The following is an 18,905-nucleotide window of genomic DNA, read 5'->3' on the forward strand; positions in this document are numbered from 1 at the left end:
CGGCTCAATCCCTGAGCCGCGCCATGATGACCTCGTCGTGAAAGACGCCGTCGATCAGGATCGCGCGACGCTTGACGCCCTCTTCGATAAAGCCCGCCTTGCGGTACAGCGCTGCGGCGCGCGTGTTGCCCGCGAACACGCCGAGCTCGATGCGCAGATATCCAAACGCATCAGCTGCCGCGAGGGATTCCCGCAGCAGGCGCTCACCCAGCCCCTGTCCGCGCCACTGCGGCAGCAGTCCCATAAAGAGATCGCCGACATGCGCCATCACCTCGCGTGAAGCCGGCGGGATATTGCACCAGCCGACAACCTCCCGATCGGCGATGGCGACGAACTGTGGGTATCCCTTCTCGATGTTGCGCAGGACGAAGCTCCGCGCGCGTTCGATCGGCGGCGCCTCGAGAAGCGCAAGATACGTGCGTTCGCGAGCCACCACGCCGACGGCGGCGTGAAAGCTCTCAATATCCTCCTCGCGAATTGGACGGACCTCGATCGTCATAACGCGGCTCCCAACCAGCTCCAGCCAGCGACACCGGACGATACACGGCCGAGCAAATCAGGGTAACCCCTTCGCCGCCGACGTCGCGATCCAGATCCCGGCGAACACCGCGACCAGCCCGAGCACGAGATTGGCCGTGATCGGCTCGCCCACCAACTGAGTGGCCAGCAGGCCTGCCGCCAGCGGATTGACGGTCATGGTGTTGGCCACGCGGGTCGGCGACGCCCGCTCCAGCGCCAGCACCCACAGGATGAACGCGAGCGCGCCGCCGGCGATGCCGAGATAGAGGCCCGCGATCCATTGCGACATGCCGAAATGGCTCAAGACGGCAATGCTTCCAGTCAGCGAACCAACGAGGATCAGCGCCGCCGCACCCGTGCCCATGCCGACGGTGAGGAAGCCGAGCGCGCTCGATCGCTGGATGAACGGACGGGACCACACGTTGTAGAACGCCATGCAGAGGACGGCCGCCGTCATGATCAGCTCGCCACGCCACGCACCCGGCGGTGCGCTCGAAAGTCCCGATGCCAGGGCGGCAAAGACGCCGAGCACGGCCACGCCGACGCCGATCGACTTTCGTTTCGTCAACGGCTCGATGCCGAGCAAGGCGCCGACCACCATGGTGTGCAGCGGCAGCGTTGCCAGCGCGAGGCTGGCGCGCGCCGCTGTCGTATAGGACATTGCGATGTTGTAGAGCACAAAGAACACGCCGAAGAAGCAGAAGCCCAATGCGGCGACGGCAGGCCAGTCCCGGCGCTGCGGCCAGCGTGCCTTCAGCAACAGCGCGACCGGCAACACGCAACAAAAGCCGATCCCCCAGCGCAGGATCGCCATCGTGACCGGATCGGTATTCCCGGCGAGATAGCGCGTGATCGCCGCCGCGGTCCCCCCGAGGCAACTCGATACCAATGCGATCGCGACCCCAACCCATTCGCCGCCCAATGCCGTCTCCCATGTCTTGTTAACATGTCCTGTCAAGCTTGCTTGTGGCATGTTGCCGGTCGGCAGGCTTTCGGCAACTACCTGGCAGGTACTCATGGCGCTTCAACACGATTTCGCAGCAAGCCTCCGCTGGTGGCGGGGAAAGCGCGGCTTGTCACAACTCGAACTCGCCGGACGGACCAACATCTCGCAACGACATTTGAGTTTCCTGGAACTCGGCCGCGCATCGCCAAGCCGGGACATGGTGATACGGCTTGCCATCGCCCTCGACGTTCCGCTGCGCCAGCACAATTCACTGCTGATCGCGGCCGGCTTCGCACCGGTGTGGCGGCAGACCAACCTCGCCGCGCCCGAGCTCGGCCAAATCCGCACCGCGCTCGATTTCATGCTGGCCCAGCAGGAGCCGTTTCCGGCCGTGGCGGTGGATCGGCACTGGAATCTGCTGCAGAGCAATTCCGGCGCTGTGCGTCTGGTCGAATTCCTGGTCGGGCCATTGGCGCCGGACACCCCGATCAATCTGGCCGATGCACTGGTTGCCCCGGACGTGCTGCGGCCGCACCTTGTCAACTGGGTCGAGGTGATCGGCTATTTCATCCGGAGCGTGGAAGCGGATGCTGCCGCTGACGGATCAACGGAGACCGCCACCCTTCTGAAACGATTGCTCGCCTATGAAGGCGTGCAGGCTGCGCTCAACGCGCCGCCGGCCGAACTCGCGACCATGCCGGTACTACCCATGCATTTTCGCAAAGGCGCGATTGATCTGCGCCTGTTCACGACCATCGCGACGCTGGGAATCCCCCAGGACATCACGTTGCAGGAACTTCGAATCGAAAGCTTCTTCCCCATGGACGACACGACGGCCCGCGTGCTGCGCGGGTGGACCGAAAATACGGCCAGCGCGCGATCCGTCGTGGGATAACGCCGCCATCCGCGAGGCCTTCTACCTGATGGCGGCATGCATCAGCAGCGGAAATCAATGCGAACGGCATGGTCTTACTGCTTGCGTCCGCAGCCCTGACGGGCATAGCCTGCGCGCGGGGACGTCGCAGCCTCCCCATGAAATGGCGATCCCATTCAAGCGCTGCTCGCTTTTGATTGGAGCGAGCACATGGACGGACTCAGCCTCGAACTTTCGCTGTTTCTACTCGCGACCTTTGCCGGCGCGCTGGTCGCAGGCCTCTCCGGTTTTGCGTTTGGGTTGGTCGTTTCCTCGATCTGGCTCTACATCCTGACTCCGCTGCAAACGGCTTCGCTCATCATCGCATTCGGGCTGATCGTGCAGGGCTATTCGGTCTGGAAGCTGCGACGTGCGCTGGACTGGCGCAAGCTCGCGCCGTTCGTGCTGGGCGCAGCGTTCGGCGTGCCCGTCGGCGTCAGCATCCTGACCTGGGCCAACCCCTCCCATGTGCGCATCGGCATCGGCGCCTTCCTCGTGCTCTACAGCCTCTATGCGTGGTTCCGTCCCGCCATCGCCCCCGTGAAATCGGCCGGTACTGCGGCCGATGCAGGCGTCGGATTCCTCAACGGCGTGCTCGGCGGCATCACCGGGCTTGCCGGAATCCTGGTCACGATCTGGTGCGGGCTGCGCGGCTGGCCCAAGGATGTGCAACGCACGGTGTTTCAGCCGGTGGCGGTTGCGAGCTTCCTGATGAGCGCGCTGTGGATCGGCGCCAAGGGTGCGGTTACACCGGACACGATCAAGCTGTTCCTGATCGGATTGCCCGCTTTGCTCGCCGGCACCTGGCTCGGCCTAAGACTGTTCGGACGGATCGACGAGGCGACGTTCCGCAAGATCGTGCTGGCACTGCTGCTGATCTCCGGGCTTGTCTTGATGATCTAGCGGCGCAGCGACCGCAGCGCGGGTTGTTTCACTTCGCACCAGCGTATAAAGCCTTGCAATTATCAGACTCTCGCGAGGGTGAACCATGTCCGGCGATCTGCTCATTCGTGCCGTCGAGCAAGCCGACCTTCCGCCGCTGCTGGAATTGTATCGCGATTTGAACCCGTCCGATCCGCCTCTCGCGCTGGCGGATGCGACATCCATCTGGCGGCAGCTCTCAGGCTACGCGGGAAGTGCCGTTTTCGTCGGGGTCCGGCAGGACATGCTCGTGGCTTCCTGCACGCTAGTCATCGTGCCGAACCTGACGCGGGGCGGCCTGCCTTATGCGCTGATCGAGAACGTGGTCACCGGCGCAAACCATCGAAAACAAGGATATGGCGGCGCCGTTCTCAAACACGCGATCGCCGCGGCCTGGAAACACAACTGTTACAAAGTCATGCTGTTGACGGGATCGAAAAGCCCGGCGACGCTGAAATTCTATTCTGGCCTCGGCTTTGAACAGAACAAGACCGGATTCCAGATTCGGCAATTGCCGGTGCGTGAGGACTGATACGTGCGCCTCTCCGGCCGCGTCAGGACGATTCCTCAGGCGGCTTGATGTGGCGAAATGAAAACAGCAGCGCGATATCGTAGCCGATCTTCAACGCGCCGCAGACGACCAGCGGCAGGCCGGAAAATGCCGTCATCAGCAGCGCGCCTGAGATCGCCGGGCTGATGGCGGATGCGAGGCTGCGCGGCACCGCGGTGACGCTGGCGGCGGCGGGCCGCTCCGCCGGCGTCACCACCGCCATGACGTACGATGTGCGGGTCGGCACATCCATTTGCGACAGCGCCGAACGCAGCAACAACAATCCCAGGGCCAGATAAAGATTCGGCGAGAACGCGGCCAGGATGAGGAACACGCTGGAGGGAATGTGCGTGAATACCATGGTGTTGACGAGGCCGATGCGCCTCGCGAGCCAGGCGGCGACGGGATAGGAGAAGGCGCTCAGCGTGCTCGACCAGAAGAAGAACAATCCCGCCGCAGAGAGCGAAAGATCGAAGCGCTCGAACAGCCAGAGCACCAGCAGCGATTGGGCGACGAAGCCGCCGGCGAAAGCATCGATGCTGAACAGCGCGGCGAGCTTGTAGACCGTGCCGCGCGAGGGCCCGAGCGGCGTCTGCGGCGCCCGCTCCTCGCCGCGGGTATGCGGAACACGGCGATAAAGTGCTGCGCACAAGATGCCGAGCGCGGCGTAGGCATAGAACATCAGGCGGAACGCGCCGAGCTGGGTGCTGCCGCCGGCGGCGAGAAAATCAGGCAACGACGCCGCCAGCGATCCCGCCGCGGTGGCGAGCGCGCCAATCAGGCTGTAGCGGGCAAATATCTGCGTGCGGCGTTCGTCGCTCGAGCTGTGCGCCAGCACGGCGTGCTCGAGCGGCACCAGCACGCCGAGATCGCCGCCGGAGGGATTGATGGTGCCGATAAAGGCGACCAGCACGATCAGGAAGAAGTGCTCGACGCCTGGGAATGCGACGCCTGTTGCCGCCATCAGGCCGGCACCGAACATCAGTAGCGGACGCAAATCATGGCGGGGAGCGATCCAGCCGACGATCAAGGTCAGCAGCGCGGTTCCCAATAGCGAGGCCGTAGCGACGATGCCGACCGCTATAGCGTCGTAACCCAGCAGCGTCATGTAGGCCGGCAGGATAATGATCGCAAAGCCGTCGCCGAACCCGCGCAGGCCGCGCGCGACATAGAGCAGCCGGATCAACGAGGTGGCGGCTAGAGCTTGCGATTCCGTGGGGATGTTGGCCATCGATCCATGCTTTCATGCGCAACTCGACACGTCGAGCGGTGCGCAGAGCTTGGACGGCGGACCGTCTGACGGGGAGCCTGCATTGTCCCCGATGCGAAGCAGGCTAGGTCGGAATTCGCGCGGGAGCAAGGTTGACAGCCGGACCGGCAAGCGGTTAATTCGCCCCATGGGGACTTTGCGATCTCCCCACGAGGCGACATGCCCAAGTATCGCGCCCGTTTTCTCTTAACGAGGGCGCAACCATGTCATCCTACACCACGATATCTCCTGATAAACTTGCACGCTTGATCGGCACGGCGAACATGCCTGTCCTGATCGACGTCCGTACCGACGAGGATTTCGCCGCCGACCCGCGGCTGATTCCCGGCGCCATCAGGCGCCGCCATGAGGACGCCGCCAGCTGGGGCGAGGAGTTCTCCGGCCGTCCGGCCATCGTGGCCTGCCTGCGCGGTCAAAAACTGGCGCAAGGCACCGCCGCCTGGCTGCGGCATCTCGACGTGTCAGCCGAAACACTCGAAGGCGGCTTTGAAGCCTGGAAGGCCGCCAAGCTGCCGCTGGTGCCGGCCGAAAAGCTGCCCGCGCGCGATGCGCAGGGCCGCACTGTCTGGGTCACCCGGGCGCGGCCGAAGATCGACCGTATCGCCTGCCCCTGGCTGATCCGCAGGTTTGTCGATCCGAACGCGGTGTTCCTGTTCGTGCCGCCGCCGGAGGTGACCGCAGTCGGTGAACGCTTCAACGCTGCGCCCTTCGACATCGAGAACGTATTCTGGAGTCACCGCGGGGAACTCTGTACTTTCGATGTGATGATCGAGGAGTTTGGTCTGGCGACGCCAGCCTTGCTGCGGCTGGCGACGATGGTGCGCGCCGCCGATACCGGACGGCTGGATCTGTCGCCGGAAGCGCCCGGACTGCTGGCGGCCTCGCTCGGCCTGTCGCGGATGTTCGACGACGATCTCGAACAATTGGAGGCCGGCATATTGCTGTATGACGCCTTCTATCGCTGGTGCCGCGATGCGACCGGCGAAACCCACAACTGGCCGACCAACAAGGCCAAACCGTAATGGAAGCCACGGTCGACAAATCAGCCGAAGCCGGCGCCAGCAGCGAATACGCTCACGGCATCAGCTTCGGCGAGGCATTCCGGGTCTGGCTGCGGGTGGCGCTTTTGAGTTTCGGCGGCCCCGCAGGCCAGATCGCGGTGATGCATCGCATCCTGGTCGAGGAGAAGAACTGGATCTCCGAGAGCCGGTTTCTGCATGCGCTGAACTACTGCATGCTGCTGCCGGGACCGGAGGCGCAACAACTCGCCACCTATATCGGCTGGCTGCTGCACCGGACCGCCGGCGGCATCATGGCCGGCGGGCTGTTCATCCTGCCCGGCATCGTCGCCATCATGGGGCTGAGCTACATCTACGCCGCCTACGGCAATGTCGGCGTCGTCGAGGCGCTGTTCTTCGGGCTAAAATGCGCGGTGCTCGCCATCGTCGTGCAGGCCGTGGTGCGCGTCGGCAAGCGCGCGTTGCGCAACCGGATCATGATCGCGCTGGCCGGCATCGCCTTTGTCGCGATCTTCTTTTTCAACGTCCCCTTCCCGATCATCATCATCGCCGCCGGGGTGATCGGCTATCTCGGCGCCCGCAGCGGACGGCCAGAATTCGCGGCGGTCGAACATGGCGGCGGCGGCAAGAAGACAGCCATTGTCGACAGCCTGCTCGGTGAGGAATTGCCCGAGCATGTCCGTCCGAGTATCGGCAAGGCGCTGAAAGTCAGTTCGATCTGGCTGCTGCTGTGGCTGGTGCCGGTGGCCGCGCTGTTGATCGGGCTGGGACCGGAAAACGTGTTCAGCCAGATTGCGCTGTTCTTCTCGAAGATGGCGATGGTGACGTTCGGCGGCGCCTATGCCGTACTGGCCTATGTCGCGCAGCAGGCAGTCGAGCATTATCACTGGCTGCAACCGCGCGAGATGCTCGACGGTCTCGGCATGGCCGAGACCACGCCAGGCCCGCTGATCATGGTGCTGCAGTTCGTCGGCTTCATGGCCGCCTTTCGCGATCCCGGCACGCTGTCGCCGATGATGGCGGCGACGCTCGGCGGACTCTTGGCGACCTGGGTTACCTTCATGCCCTGCTTTCTCTGGATTTTTCTGGGCGCGCCGTTCGTCGAGACCCTGCGCGGCAACAAGGGACTTGCGGGGGCGCTGACCGCGATCACCGCCGCGGTGGTCGGCGTGATCCTCAATCTGTCGATCTGGTTCGCGCTGCACACGCTGTTCCGGCAGACCGATCCGGTTCGATCGTTCGGGCTGTCATTCGACATGCCCGTGCTGTCGAGCATCGATATCGCCGCGTTCGTACTGGCGGCGGCCGCCGCCACCGCGATCTTCCGGCTCAACGTCGGCATGCTATGGGTGCTGGCGGGATCCTGCGTGGCGGGCGTGGCGTTGCGGCTGGCGGGATTGATTTGATCGATCGTAGGGTGGGTTAGCGGAGCGTGACCCGCCGAGCCGCACGACGAGACGGTGGGTTACTGCTCCTAACCCACCCTACACTTTCTCCGCCGGCGCCAGCTTGCACACCTCGCCGCTGGACTCGATCTGCAGCGTCGCGTGGTGAATGTTGAAACGGTGCGAAAGCTCCGCGCTGACCCGATGCAGGAATGCGTCGTCGCTGCCGTCACGCCGCACCAGATGTGCGGTCAGTGCGGTCTCGTTGGTGCTCATGGCCCAGACGTGGAGGTCATGCACCTCGGAGACGCCATCAAGCGTACCGAGATAGTCCCTGACATCAGACAAATCGATGCCGCGCGGCACGCCGTCGAGCGCGAGATTGACGCTGTCGCGCGCCAGGCCCCACCCGCTCACCAGCACCACGGAGGCGATGGCGAGGCTGATCGCGGGGTCGACCCACAGCCATCCCGTGAGCATGATCACCAGGGCCGCGACCACCACGCCGAACGACACGCCGGCATCGGCGACCATGTGCAGATAGGCGCCGCGAACATTGAGATCACCGTGGCGGCCGCGCATGAACAACAGGGCCGTGCCGCCATTGATGGCGATGCCAAGCGTTGCGACCACCACGACGGTCCAGCCGGCCACGGGCGCTGGATCCTGCAGGCGGTTGATTGCCTCGACGATGATGCCGCCGACGGCGACCAGCAGAAGCCCGGCATTGAACAGCGCCGCGAGGATCGAAGCCCGCCGGTAGCCGTAGGTATGCCGCTGCGTTGGTTGCTGTTGCGCGAGCCACGCCCCGCCCCAGGCCAGCAGCAGCGCGATCACATCGGAGAGATTGTGGACGGCGTCCGAAATCAGCGCCAGCGAATTGGCGGCGTAGCCGAAGATCAGCTCGGCTGCGACGAACGCCGCATTGAGCGACGCGCCGATCGCAAACGCCCATCCGAAATTGTCGGGCGCATGGCTGTGCCCGGCGTGGTCATGTGCGCGGGAGTGATGGTGATGATGATCGTGCGCCATGCGGCCGTTATATAGCGCAGGGAAATGCGAATACTATCACAGCAACTTATCGTCGTCCCGGCGTTCGCCGGGACGACGCTCGAGTATTACTCCACACCCCGCAGGAACTTGTTCGACTTCGGCAATCCGTGCGCGAGGCGGCCGGCGTCGGCGCGGTTGCCGCGCCAATCGGCCAGTTCCTTCCAGCTCATGCTTTGGTCGCGGCCGGCGGAATCCTTCCAGGTCAGTCCCGCCTTGGATTCGAATACCGCGACATCGGACAGTTTGGCGCTGGTGTATTTCTGCAGCCGCACGCCGCGGCCGCGCGCCATCTCCGGCACCTGGTCGAGCGGGAACAGCACCATCTTGTGGTTGGTGCCGATCACGGCGACGGTGTCGCCGGCAACGGTCGTGATCGCGCAGGCCTCGTTCGGCATTTCGACGTTGAGCACCTGCTTGCCCTTGCGGGTGTTGCTGACGCAATCGTCCTCGTTGACGACGAAGCCCTGCCCCTCCAGACTCGCGATCAGGAACTTGCGGCCGCCCTTGTTGACGAACAGCGACACGATCGCGGTTTCCGGCTCCATGTCGATGAACATGCGGATCGCTTCGCCATGACCGCGGCCGCCCGGCAGCTTTGCGACATCGAGCGAATAGAATTTGCCGTTGGTCGCGAACACCATCAGCTTCGAGGTGGTCTCGGCAAAGAAGGCATGGTCGAGCTTGTCGTCGGTCTTGAAGGTAAGCCCGGAAATATCCTCGACATGGCCCTTGAGCGTGCGCACCCAGCCCTTTTCGGAGATCACCACCGTCACCGGCTCGCGCTCGACGAAGGCCTCCTCGATCGCGGCCAGATCGTGCTCGGGCGCATCCGCGAACGTGGTGCGGCGCTTGCCGAGCGGCGTCTTGGGCCCGAAGATGTCGCGGACCTTGCGGACCTGGTCGCCGATCTTGGACCATTGCTCGGCTTCGGAGCCGAGCAGCGACTTGATGCCCTTCAATTCGCTGCGAAGATTCTTGTCCTCGGCGCGGATCTCGAATTCCTCGAGCTTGCGCAAACGGCGCAGCCGCATGTCGAGGATGGCGTCGGCCTGGACCTCCGTCAGCTTGAACGCCTTCATCAACTCCGGCTTCGGTTCATCCTCGGTGCGGATGATCTTGATCACCTTGTCGATGTTCAAGTACGCGATCAGATAGCCGCCGAGCACTTCCAGCCGGTTCTCGATCTGCGTCTTGCGGTAGTTGGAACGTCGCAGCAGCACGTCCCGCAGATGGTCGAGCCATTCGCGCAGACATTCGGCTAGCCCCACCACCTTGGGGATCTTGCCCTTGATCAGCACGTTGAGGTTCAGCGAAATATTGCTTTCGAGCTCGGTCAGCCGGAACAGCGATTCCATCATCAGCGCCGGATCGACCGCGCGGGATTTCGGCTCGATCACGAGGCGGATGTCTTCGGCCGACTCATCCCTGACGTCGCCGACCAGCGGCAGCTTCTTGTCGTTCAGCAAGTCGGCGATCTTCGCCACCAAGCCGGACTTTCGCACCAGCCACGGAATCTCGGTGACGACCACCACCCAGGTGCCGCGTGCGCCCTCTTCCTGGGTCCATCGCGCACGGGTGCGGAACGAGCCGCGTCCCGTCAAGTAGGCTTCGGCGATCGCTTCCTTGGAATCGATGATGATGCCGCCGGTCGGGAAATCCGGCCCTTTGACCCATTTCAGCAGCGACTTCGATTTGGCGTCCGGCTTGTCGATCAGATGCAGCGCGGCGTCACACAGCTCGGCCGCGTTGTGCGGCGGGATCGACGTCGCCATGCCGACCGCGATGCCTTGCGCACCGTTGGCCAGCAGGTTCGGGAAGCCGCCCGGCATCACCACCGGCTCTTTGGTTTGGCCGTCGTAATTGGGGCGGAACTCGACGCCGTCCTCGTCGATGCCATCCAGCAGCAGCTGCGCGACCGCGGTCATGCGCGCTTCGGTGTAACGATAGGCAGCCGGATTATCGCCGTCGATATTGCCGAAATTGCCCTGGCCGTCGACCAGCGGGTAGCGCGAGGAGAAATCCTGCGCCAGCCGCACCATGGCGTCGTAGATCGCCTGGTCGCCATGCGGATGGAACGAGCCCATCACGTCGCCGACGATCTTGGCGGATTTCTTGAACGCCGTGCCCGGGTCGAGCCGCAGCAGCCGCATGCCGTAAAGGATGCGCCGATGCACCGGCTTCAGGCCGTCGCGGGCGTCCGGCAACGCGCGGTGCATGATGGTCGAAAGCGCATAGGCGAGATAGCGCTCTTCCAGCGCATCCCGCAGCATGACTTCATGGATCTCGGCCGGCTCTTCCGGCGGTAGCTGTCGTTTTCCCATGGGGAGGAGTTAAACTTTCGGGGTGAATCGGGCAAGCCGCGAATCGGAGCATCCGTCGTCCCTGCGAACGCAGGGACCCATAAACACAGGTGTTTTTGGCAAAAAATGGCTGGCGCCACAGCTCCTAACGATAAGCCGCGGCGTATGGGTCCCTGCGTTCGCAGGGACGACGGTGAGAGCGCCCCGTCAAACCGCGGAACTGATTCGCGCCCGGTTTTTGGTCACCGCATTGATAAATCCATCGCGGGCATCGGAATGCCCTTGCCCGCGCGGCTCCAGCACGTGGCGGAGCAGGAACATGCCGGTCAGGCGAAAGCCGTCCTGCAGGTCCTGGTCCGACCAGTCATTCGCGCCGCCCTCGCCTTGACGTTCCCCTTGGCGCAAAAATGCCGGCAGCGGCAACAGCCGGTCGCGGTAAGGCTCGCCGGCCCGCCGCGACACCGCGCCGCCGGATTTCGGCGACACGTAGATCAGCTCGGTGGTCGCGCCGGTCGCGGCACAGTTTTCCAGGTCGAGCCCAAAACCGAGTTCGGCGAGCATCGCCAGCTCAAACCGGATCAGATGCGCCGCGGCGCCGCCGGCATCGTCGAAATCGTCCAGCGTGCGGTCGAGCATCTCGTAGATGTCCTCGTGCGGGTCGCGCTCCGGCAGCAACCGCACCAGCGAGGCCAGATGAGTGACGCCATAGGTCGCATGCGCCGTCGCCAGCAGGGTCGCCGCGCGCAGGCGCGTGCCCTCAACGGCATAGTATCCAAGATGCTCGTCGAGCCGCGCCCGCCACACCGTGGTGACGCTGTTGCCGGGCTGCAGCAGCGGCCGCATCCGCTTGCCCGCGCCGCCGCGCACCAGGCCGAGGTGCCGGCCATGGCTGCGCGTCAGGAGCTCGACAATGGCGGAAGATTCGCCATGCCGCCGTACCCCCAGCACGATGCCTTCGTCGGTCCATTCCATGGGAGAAATTGTAACATGTAGGGTGGGCAAAGCCACCGGGTCTCGCGAATGCGAGCCCGATGATAAACTCCGCGTGCCCACCACCGATCAACAAACAGTGTCGCACCGGGTTGGTGGGCACGGCGCGAAGAGCGCGCCTTTGCCCACCCTACGCAGCAGTCGAGAAATCAAGCGTTGAACCAGCCCACGGCGTCGCCGGTGAAGGAAAAATATAGTCCCATTGCCGTCAGCGCGCAGGACACCACCTCGATGGCGCTGTCGAATTGCAGGCCGTTGGCGCCGATCACCTGCGTCAGCGAGATCACCGACAAGACCAGCGCCGCGGCCAGCACCCAGCGCGGCCAGTTCTTGCGTCCCCGCGCCGCGAGGCGGACGAAATAGACCAGCAGCAGGATCAGGCCGGCCGCCATCACGGTCGACACCATGATCATCTGCTCGGTCATGTCAGCCTTCGGCGTGCGGTCCTGGAACGCGATCGACACCGCATCCAGCGTCAGCGACAGATAGAGCAGCACTTCAAACCACACTACGTTCCTGGGCAAGGTCATCGAAACGCCGGTTATCCCTGTTATTGTTTCTCGATTATTCCTTGGGAAACTCCAGTCCCATCTCACGATAGCGGTCGGGGTCGTCGCCCCAGTTCTCGCGCACTTTGACGAACAGGAACAGATGCACGGGAACGCCGACGATCTCGGCGATTTCCTTGCGCGAGTCCGCGCCGATCGACTTGATCGTGGCGCCGCCCTTGCCGAGCACGATTTTGCGCTGGCTTTCGCGCTCCACAAAGATGGTCTGCTCGATCCGGATCGATTTGTCCTTGCGTTCGATCCAGCTGTCGGTCTCGACGGTGGATTGATACGGCAGCTCCTGGTGCAGCTGCCGGTAGATCTTCTCCCGCGTGATCTCGGCCGCCAGATGCCGCATCGGCGCATCCGACATCTGGTCTTCGGGATAGTGGAATGGGCCGGCCGGCACCATTTTGGCGAGTTCGGCGCGCAGATCGTCAACACCATCGCCCGACAGCGCCGAGATCATGAAGGTGTGGTCGAACTTCATGCGGTCGTTGGCGGCCTGGGCCAGCGCCAGCAATTTTTCGCGCGGGATCAGATCGATCTTGTTCAGCACCAGGATTTTTGGATGCTTGACGCTCGCAAGCTTTTTGAAGATCGCGTCGGCCTCCTCGTCGATCCCGGCCTTGGCATCGAGCAGCACGCAGACCAGATCGGCGTCATGCGCGCCGCTCCAGGCCGTCGACACCATGGCCCGGTCGAGCCGCCGCTTGGGCGAGAAAATACCGGGCGTATCGACCAGAATGATCTGCGCGTTGTTCTCGATCACGATGCCGCGGATCAGCGCCCTCGTGGTCTGCACCTTGCGCGAGACGATCGTGACCTTGGAGCCGACCAAGGCGTTGACGAGGGTCGACTTGCCGACATTGGGCGCGCCGATCAGCGCGACGAAGCCGCACGCGGTCTGGGCTGAAGGTTCAACTGTCATTGCTGCCGCCGACGCCTTCGCGCGCGATCATCACGGACGCCGCTTCCTTTTCGGCCGCGCGCTTGCTGCCGCCGACGCCTTCGGCCGGCGCCAGGCCCGGCAAATCCACGGAGACGCGGAACTGCGGATCGTGATGCGGCCCGGTGCGCTCGACCTCGCGATAGACCGGCGTCGGCATCCCCTTGCTCTGCGCCCATTCCTGCAGCACCGTCTTGGGATCGCGCAGCGGCCGGCGCGGCTTGCGCATCCGCTCGGTCCAGTTGCGCTCGACGAACTGGGCGGCAGCACTGTAACCGCCGTCGAGAAAGATCGCGCCGATCACGGCTTCGCAGATGTCGCCGAGCACCGATTTGCGCAACCGGGCACTGGCGCTGGCGCCGACCTGGCCGAGCTTGATGTCGTCGACCAGGCCGAGCGACTTTGCGACGTCGGCGCAGCTTTCCTTGCGCACGAGATCGGCAAGACGTTTCGACAACTCGCCCTCGTCGGCATTCGGAAAGGCGCGATACAGCATGTCGGAGACGATCAGTCCGAGCACATGATCGCCGAGAAATTCGAGGCGCTGGTAGCTTTCGGCGCGACTGCGCGCGGGCTTGAGCGCGGACACATGCGTGAACGCGGTGGTCAACAGGTTGGGATCGGCGAACTTGTGGCCGATGCGCGCTTCGATCGCGGCAGCCGCGGCCTTCGCCGATTCCTTGGCCGAGACCTTGCCGCGCTTCTTCTTGGCCACGGTTTCGCGGCCGGCCTCAGGCGGCAGGCTCTCGCCTTGTGTCGGGGAAACCTGGATGACGGGCGTTTCGTCGTTCATCGCACGATTGAAAAAATACGATTCCAGCGCACCGCGGTCGGCCAGCGCCAGAACATCCAGGCGTGCTCGCCCTCGGCAATGGAGAAGAAGATCATTTGCGCCCGGCCGACGATGTTTTCGAACGGCACATAGCCCACCGCCGACAACACCCGGCTGTCGGTCGAATTGTCCCGGTTGTCGCCCATCATGAAGAAGTGGCCGGCCGGCACGGTATAGATGGTAGTGTTGTCGTAGAAGCCGTTGTCGACGCAATCCAGCGACTCATAGGAGACTCCGTTCGGCAGGGTTTCCCTCCAGCGCTTGACGCGCGCGGTGGCGTCGGAGCCGCACGGATCCTCGCCGATGAAATCGGTCAACCGCTCGCGCTTGACCGGCGCGTCGTTGATGTAGAGCAGCCCTTCGCGCATCTGGATGCGGTCGCCCGGCAGGCCGATCACGCGCTTGATGTAATCGGTGGAATCGTCCTTCGGCAGGCGGAACACCACGATATCGCCGCGCGACGGCTCCGAACCGAAAATGCGGCCCGAGAACAACGGCGGCGACAGCGGGATCGAGTAGTGGCTGTAGCCGTAGGAATATTTCGAGACGAACAGATAGTCGCCGACCAGCAGCGTCGCCTTCATCGATCCCGACGGGATGTTGAAGGGCTGGAACAGGAAGGTGCGGATCACGAGCGCGATCAGGAGGGCGTGGATGACGACGCGGATGGTTTCGCCCAAGCCGCTTTCAGTTTTTGTCCCGGATGTCACGCTCATCGCTTTCCCAATTCCCGCAAGGCTTCGCAACCCAGGCTAGTTTTTAGACAGAGGCTTGGCCTGCATGGTGGCAGAACGTTTTCCTCACGCGAATCGAGAGTTCCGTTCGCGTCAAGAAAATGGTCTTCGATACTGATGTTGAAGGCAAATTCCGGCGCAAAACCCGAATTCGCCCTGGCTCGGTAGTGTCGCTGCGGCGTTTTAGACGGTTGTTCGCGGCCGTGCAATCAAGCGCCTCGATAAAACTACGCAATCCATTGATAAATCAATGTTTTTTAGTTTTACTGGGGTTCCTCGGGCGCGGCCGGCCACCTGCCCTATGATTTGCCCGGAACGACCGCCGAAATTATGACGAAGGCCTGCGCCAGCGGCCAGTCGTCGGTGATGGAAAGGTCGATCCGGGCCTCAAAGCCTTCCGGCGTCAGCTTCTCGAGCCGGGCCAGCGCCCCGCCGGTCAGCTTCATCGTGGGACGGCCGCCCGGCAGATTCACCACCCCCATATCCCGCCACCACACGCCTTGCCGGATGCCGGTACCGAGCGCCTTGGAACAGGCTTCCTTGGCCGCGAATCGCTTGGCGTAGGTCGCGACCACCATCTTCTCGCTGTTGGCGCGGCGCGCAGCCTTGGCGCGCTCGGTGTCGGTGAAGATGCGGTCGAGAAAGCGGTCGCCATGGCGCTCGATCACCTTGGCAACCCGGGTGATGTCGATCAGGTCGGAGCCAATGCCGATGATCATGCCTTCGCTTTCCTAACCCGCGGTCCGCTGGCGCCCGCGGTCCATCGCCGCGCGCATGCTGCGGACGGTTTCGCCGAGACCGACGAACAGTGCCTCCCCCATCATGAAGTAGCCGATGTTCAGTTCGGCGAGTTCGGGCAGCGCTGCAATCGTCTCGGCCGTGTCATAGTCGAGGCCGTGGCCGGCATGAACCTCAAGCCCCGCCGAGCGCGCCAGCCGCGCGCCCGCGACGATGCGCTGCCATTCCGCCTCGGCCTTGGCGGCAAGGCCATCGACCACGGCGTCGCACCAGCCGCCGGTATGGATTTCGATCACCGGCGCGCGAAGTCTTGCGGCCATCTCGATCTGGGCGGGATCGGCGGCGATGAACAGCGACACCCGAATGCCGGCATCGTTCAGGCGCGCGATGAACGGCGCCAGCGCATTGTGCTGGCCGACCACGTCGAGCCCGCCTTCGGTGGTGAGTTCTTCGCGGCGCTCGGGAACCAGACAGACCGCATGCGGCTTGGTCGAAAGCGAAATCCGCAACATGTCCTCGGTCGCCGCCATCTCGAAATTCAGGGGCTTTGAGATCTCCGCCTTCAGGCGGGCCATGTCGCTGTCGCGGATATGGCGGCGGTCTTCGCGCAGATGCGCGGTGATGCCGTCGGCGCCCGCCTCGATCGCGGTTAGTGCCGCGCGGACCGGATCCGGCCGCGCGCCGCCGCGTGCATTACGCAGGGTGGCGACGTGATCGACATTGAGTCCAAGGCGCAGCGGAGGAGGCATAACCATGATCGGCTTCCGACAAACGTTGCAGCGACAAAGGTCCTCGTCCTGAGGAGCGGCCGCTTGGCCGCGTCTCGAAGGATGAGAGCCGGTGGTCTCATGGTTCGAGACGCGCGCAAGAGCGCGCTCCTCACCATGAGGGAGAGTCTTTTTCACCCATTGACACGCTCGACGCGTGCGACGACGGCCTTGGCGCGCAACTGGGCGATAATAGCGCTGAGATGCTTCAAGTCATAGACCTCGAGATCGATGGTCAGCTCGGTGAAATCGGGAGAGCGACGCGACATGCTGATATTGTCGATATTGCCGTCATGTTCGGCGATCACGGTGGCGACCTGGGCAAGACTGCCGGGCTCGTTGACGTTGTGCACGAGAATCCGCGCCGGGAAGCGCTGCGGCATGGTCTCGTCGATGTCCCAGCGCACGTCGAGCCAGCGCTCCGGCTCTTCCTCGAAATCCTTCAGCGCCGGCGACTGGATCGGATAGATCGTGATCCCCTCGCCCGGCGAGACGATGCCGACGATGCGGTCGCCCGGCACCGCGCCGCCGTTCGGGGCGAACTTGACCGGCAGGTCGGAACTGAGGCCGCGCACCGGGATCACCGACGCGCTGCGCGCCGGATGCGGCGGCGATTTCAGCTTCAGCTTGTCGGCGAGGCTTTTCTTGGCCCCGTAGCGCACCATCCGCTCTTCCTTGTAGTCCGGAAACATCGCGCGCGCGACGTCGGACGCCTTCAGCTCGCCGCGCCCGACCGACGCCATCACGTCCTCGATCGAGGCGCGCGCCAGCCGGGGCAGCGCGCCCTTCAGCTTGTCGTCGGCATATTCGATCTTGGCGCGGGCAAACAGGCGGTCGACGATACGGCGGCCGAGCCCCGCATATTGATCGCGCACCGCAGTACGGGTGGCGCGGCGGATCGCGGCGCGCGCCTTGCCGGTGACCGCGAGCGACTCCCAGGCCGATGGCGGCGCCGACTGCGCCTGCGAGGTCAAGACCTCGACCTCGTCGCCGTTTTGCAATTCGGACGACAACGGCGCGAATTTGCCGTTGATCTTGCAGCCGACCGCGCTGTTGCCGACATCGGTATGCACCGCATAAGCGAAGTCGATCACATTAGCCTGGCGTGGCAGCGCGATCAGCTTGCCCTTCGGGGTGAAGCAGAACACCTGGTCGTGGAACAGTTCGAGCTTGGTGTGCTCCAGGAACTCTTCCGGATTGGCACTTTCGGACAGAATGCCGACCGTGTGGCGCAGCCAGGCAAAGGCGTTGGATTCGTGCTTGAGCCGTTCGGTCGGCGAGCCCGCCCCCTCCTTGTAGAAAGCATGCGCGGCGATGCCGAATTCCGCGATCTGGTTCATCTCCTCGGTGCGGATCTGCAGTTCGACGCGCTGCTGGCCGGGACCGATCACGGTGGTGTGGAGCGAACGGTAGTCGTTCTGCTTCGGCGTCGAGATGTAGTCCTTGAAGCGCCCGGGCACCACCGGCCAGGTGGTGTGGACGACGCCGAGCGCGCGGTAACAGGATTCGACGTCAGCCATCACGACGCGGAAGCCGTAGATGTCGGACAATTGTTCGAAGCCGACGGACTTGCGCTCCATCTTGGTCCAGATCGAAAACGGCTGCTTGCGGCGGCCACAGACCCGCGCGGTGATGCCGTTCTTCTGCAAGTTCGTCGACAGCTGGCTTTCGATTTCGCCGATCAGATTGCGGTTGCGGTCGGCCAGCGCGTCTAGCCGCTGCATCACTACCGCATAGGCCTCGGGATCGAGCGTGTGGAAGGACAGATCTTCGAGTTCCTCCCGCATCTCCTGCATACCCATGCGGCCGGCGAGCGGCGCATAGATGTCGAGGGTCTCCTCGGCGATCCGGCGGCGCGAGGCGTGCGGCACGAATTCCAGGGTCCGCATGTTGTGCAGGCGGTCGGCAAGCTTGATCAGGAGCACGCGGACGTCGTCGGCGATCGCCAGCAGCAGCTTGCGCAGATTCTCGGCCTGCTTGGCTTCGCGCGAAACCAGCTCCAGCCGCTTCAGTTTGGTGAGGCCTTCCACCAGCGCGCCGATCTCGTGGCCGAACACGTTGTCGATCTCGGCGCGGGTCGCCTCGGTGTCCTCGATGGTATCGTGCAGCAGCGCGGCGACGATGGTGGCATCGTCGAGCTTGAGGCCGGTGAGGATCCCCGCGACCTCGAGCGGATGCGAGAAATACGGATCGCCGGAGGCGCGGGTTTGGGTGCCGTGCGCCTTCATGGCGTAGACATAGGCGCGATTGAGCAGGTCTTCGTTGGTGTCCGGATTGTACGACCGCACACGCTCGACCAGATCGTATTGCCGCATCATGCGCGAGCGAGGGGATTTGGCCCGCTCTGCCACAGGCGAGGCCGGCGCCACCGCGACCGAATCGGTCGCAGCCTGCATCTGCCGGGATATGCGGCGCCAGAACGCCATCGAATCACTGCCTCATCCGCGCGGCCTGCTTGGCGCGCTGCAAAA

Annotated in this window: 18 protein-coding genes; 5 read left to right on the plus strand and 13 right to left on the minus strand. The window is 64.0% G+C overall.

Features of this window, described 5'->3' with window-relative positions; translation table 11 throughout:
• Nucleotides 1–4: 4 nt before the first annotated feature.
• A complete protein-coding gene (locus ACSQ84_RS20225; protein ID WP_436213462.1) occupies nucleotides 5–499 on the minus strand; it encodes an N-acetyltransferase family protein in 495 nt (164 codons plus the stop codon).
• A 57-nt stretch (nucleotides 500–556) separates the two neighbouring features.
• Nucleotides 557–1,477 (minus strand): DMT family transporter, encoded by a 921-nt coding sequence (locus ACSQ84_RS20230; RefSeq protein ID WP_436213463.1) that lies wholly within the window; start codon nucleotides 1,475–1,477, stop codon nucleotides 557–559.
• Between ACSQ84_RS20230 and ACSQ84_RS20235 the strand changes: the two genes are divergently transcribed.
• The 3 genes from ACSQ84_RS20235 to ACSQ84_RS20245 all read left to right on the plus strand — a co-directional run bounded on the left by ACSQ84_RS20235 (nucleotide 1,368) and on the right by ACSQ84_RS20245 (nucleotide 3,831).
• Nucleotides 1,368–2,360 carry a helix-turn-helix domain-containing protein gene (locus ACSQ84_RS20235; protein ID WP_436213464.1) on the plus strand — a complete coding sequence of 331 codons (993 nt, stop codon included), beginning with the start codon at nucleotides 1,368–1,370 and terminating at the stop codon, nucleotides 2,358–2,360. The two genes, ACSQ84_RS20230 and ACSQ84_RS20235, sit on opposite strands and share 110 nt — an antisense overlap.
• A 189-nt stretch (nucleotides 2,361–2,549) precedes the next feature.
• Nucleotides 2,550–3,281, plus strand: a complete 732-nt coding sequence (locus tag ACSQ84_RS20240; RefSeq protein ID WP_436213465.1) for a sulfite exporter TauE/SafE family protein — start codon at nucleotides 2,550–2,552, stop codon at nucleotides 3,279–3,281.
• Nucleotides 3,282–3,366: 85 nt separating this feature from the next.
• The gene (locus ACSQ84_RS20245; protein ID WP_436213466.1) at nucleotides 3,367–3,831 is read left to right on the plus strand and encodes a GNAT family N-acetyltransferase; all 465 of its coding nucleotides are present in this window, start codon (nucleotides 3,367–3,369) and stop codon (nucleotides 3,829–3,831) included.
• Between the two features lie 22 nt (nucleotides 3,832–3,853).
• On the opposite strand, the gene ACSQ84_RS20250 is transcribed toward ACSQ84_RS20245, so the two are convergent.
• A complete protein-coding gene (locus tag ACSQ84_RS20250) occupies nucleotides 3,854–5,080 on the minus strand; it encodes an MFS transporter (protein ID WP_436213467.1) in 1,227 nt (408 codons plus the stop codon).
• A 242-nt stretch (nucleotides 5,081–5,322) separates the two neighbouring features.
• Here ACSQ84_RS20250 and ACSQ84_RS20255 point away from each other — a divergent pair, with 242 nt between their 5' ends.
• Both ACSQ84_RS20255 and chrA read left to right on the plus strand, forming a co-directional pair.
• Nucleotides 5,323–6,141, plus strand: a complete 819-nt coding sequence (locus ACSQ84_RS20255) for a chromate resistance protein ChrB domain-containing protein (protein ID WP_436213468.1) — start codon at nucleotides 5,323–5,325, stop codon at nucleotides 6,139–6,141.
• Entirely contained in the window at nucleotides 6,141–7,544 is a 1,404-nt protein-coding gene (gene chrA, locus ACSQ84_RS20260; RefSeq protein ID WP_436213469.1) for a chromate efflux transporter, read from the plus strand. The genes ACSQ84_RS20255 and chrA overlap by 1 nt, the downstream gene beginning before the upstream one ends.
• Before the next feature lie 78 nt (nucleotides 7,545–7,622).
• Here chrA and ACSQ84_RS20265 read toward each other — a convergent pair whose 3' ends face one another.
• The 10 genes from ACSQ84_RS20265 to ACSQ84_RS20310 form a co-directional block, all read right to left on the minus strand.
• Entirely contained in the window at nucleotides 7,623–8,555 is a 933-nt protein-coding gene (locus ACSQ84_RS20265) for a cation diffusion facilitator family transporter (protein ID WP_436213470.1), read from the minus strand.
• A gap of 86 nt (nucleotides 8,556–8,641) precedes the next feature.
• Nucleotides 8,642–10,897 carry a DNA topoisomerase IV subunit A gene (gene parC / locus ACSQ84_RS20270; RefSeq protein WP_436213471.1) on the minus strand — a complete coding sequence of 752 codons (2,256 nt, stop codon included), beginning with the start codon at nucleotides 10,895–10,897 and terminating at the stop codon, nucleotides 8,642–8,644.
• A gap of 186 nt (nucleotides 10,898–11,083) precedes the next feature.
• Nucleotides 11,084–11,848 (minus strand): DNA repair protein RecO, encoded by a 765-nt coding sequence (gene recO / locus ACSQ84_RS20275; protein ID WP_436213472.1) that lies wholly within the window; start codon nucleotides 11,846–11,848, stop codon nucleotides 11,084–11,086.
• A gap of 167 nt (nucleotides 11,849–12,015) precedes the next feature.
• Entirely contained in the window at nucleotides 12,016–12,396 is a 381-nt protein-coding gene (locus ACSQ84_RS20280) for a hypothetical protein (RefSeq protein ID WP_436213473.1), read from the minus strand.
• Nucleotides 12,397–12,430: 34 nt separating this feature from the next.
• Nucleotides 12,431–13,345 carry a GTPase Era gene (gene era, locus ACSQ84_RS20285; RefSeq protein ID WP_436213474.1) on the minus strand — a complete coding sequence of 305 codons (915 nt, stop codon included), beginning with the start codon at nucleotides 13,343–13,345 and terminating at the stop codon, nucleotides 12,431–12,433.
• The gene (gene rnc / locus ACSQ84_RS20290) at nucleotides 13,335–14,156 is read right to left on the minus strand and encodes a ribonuclease III (protein ID WP_436213475.1); all 822 of its coding nucleotides are present in this window, start codon (nucleotides 14,154–14,156) and stop codon (nucleotides 13,335–13,337) included. The genes era and rnc overlap by 11 nt, the downstream gene beginning before the upstream one ends.
• Nucleotides 14,153–14,911, minus strand: a complete 759-nt coding sequence (gene lepB / locus ACSQ84_RS20295) for a signal peptidase I (protein WP_436213476.1) — start codon at nucleotides 14,909–14,911, stop codon at nucleotides 14,153–14,155. Before lepB ends, rnc begins: the two co-directional genes overlap by 4 nt.
• 317 nt (nucleotides 14,912–15,228) lie before the next feature.
• Nucleotides 15,229–15,648, minus strand: a complete 420-nt coding sequence (acpS, locus tag ACSQ84_RS20300) for a holo-ACP synthase (protein WP_436213477.1) — start codon at nucleotides 15,646–15,648, stop codon at nucleotides 15,229–15,231.
• A gap of 12 nt (nucleotides 15,649–15,660) precedes the next feature.
• Complete coding sequence (locus tag ACSQ84_RS20305; RefSeq protein WP_436213660.1) at nucleotides 15,661–16,416, minus strand: pyridoxine 5'-phosphate synthase; 756 nt, start codon at nucleotides 16,414–16,416, stop codon at nucleotides 15,661–15,663.
• A 152-nt stretch (nucleotides 16,417–16,568) separates the two neighbouring features.
• Nucleotides 16,569–18,860 (minus strand): RelA/SpoT family protein, encoded by a 2,292-nt coding sequence (locus ACSQ84_RS20310; RefSeq protein ID WP_436213478.1) that lies wholly within the window; start codon nucleotides 18,858–18,860, stop codon nucleotides 16,569–16,571.
• Between the last annotated feature and the right edge of the window lie 45 nt (nucleotides 18,861–18,905).

The organism is Bradyrhizobium sp. LjRoot220 (assembly GCF_964252915.1).
Classification (GTDB): Bacteria; Pseudomonadota; Alphaproteobacteria; order Rhizobiales; family Xanthobacteraceae; genus Bradyrhizobium.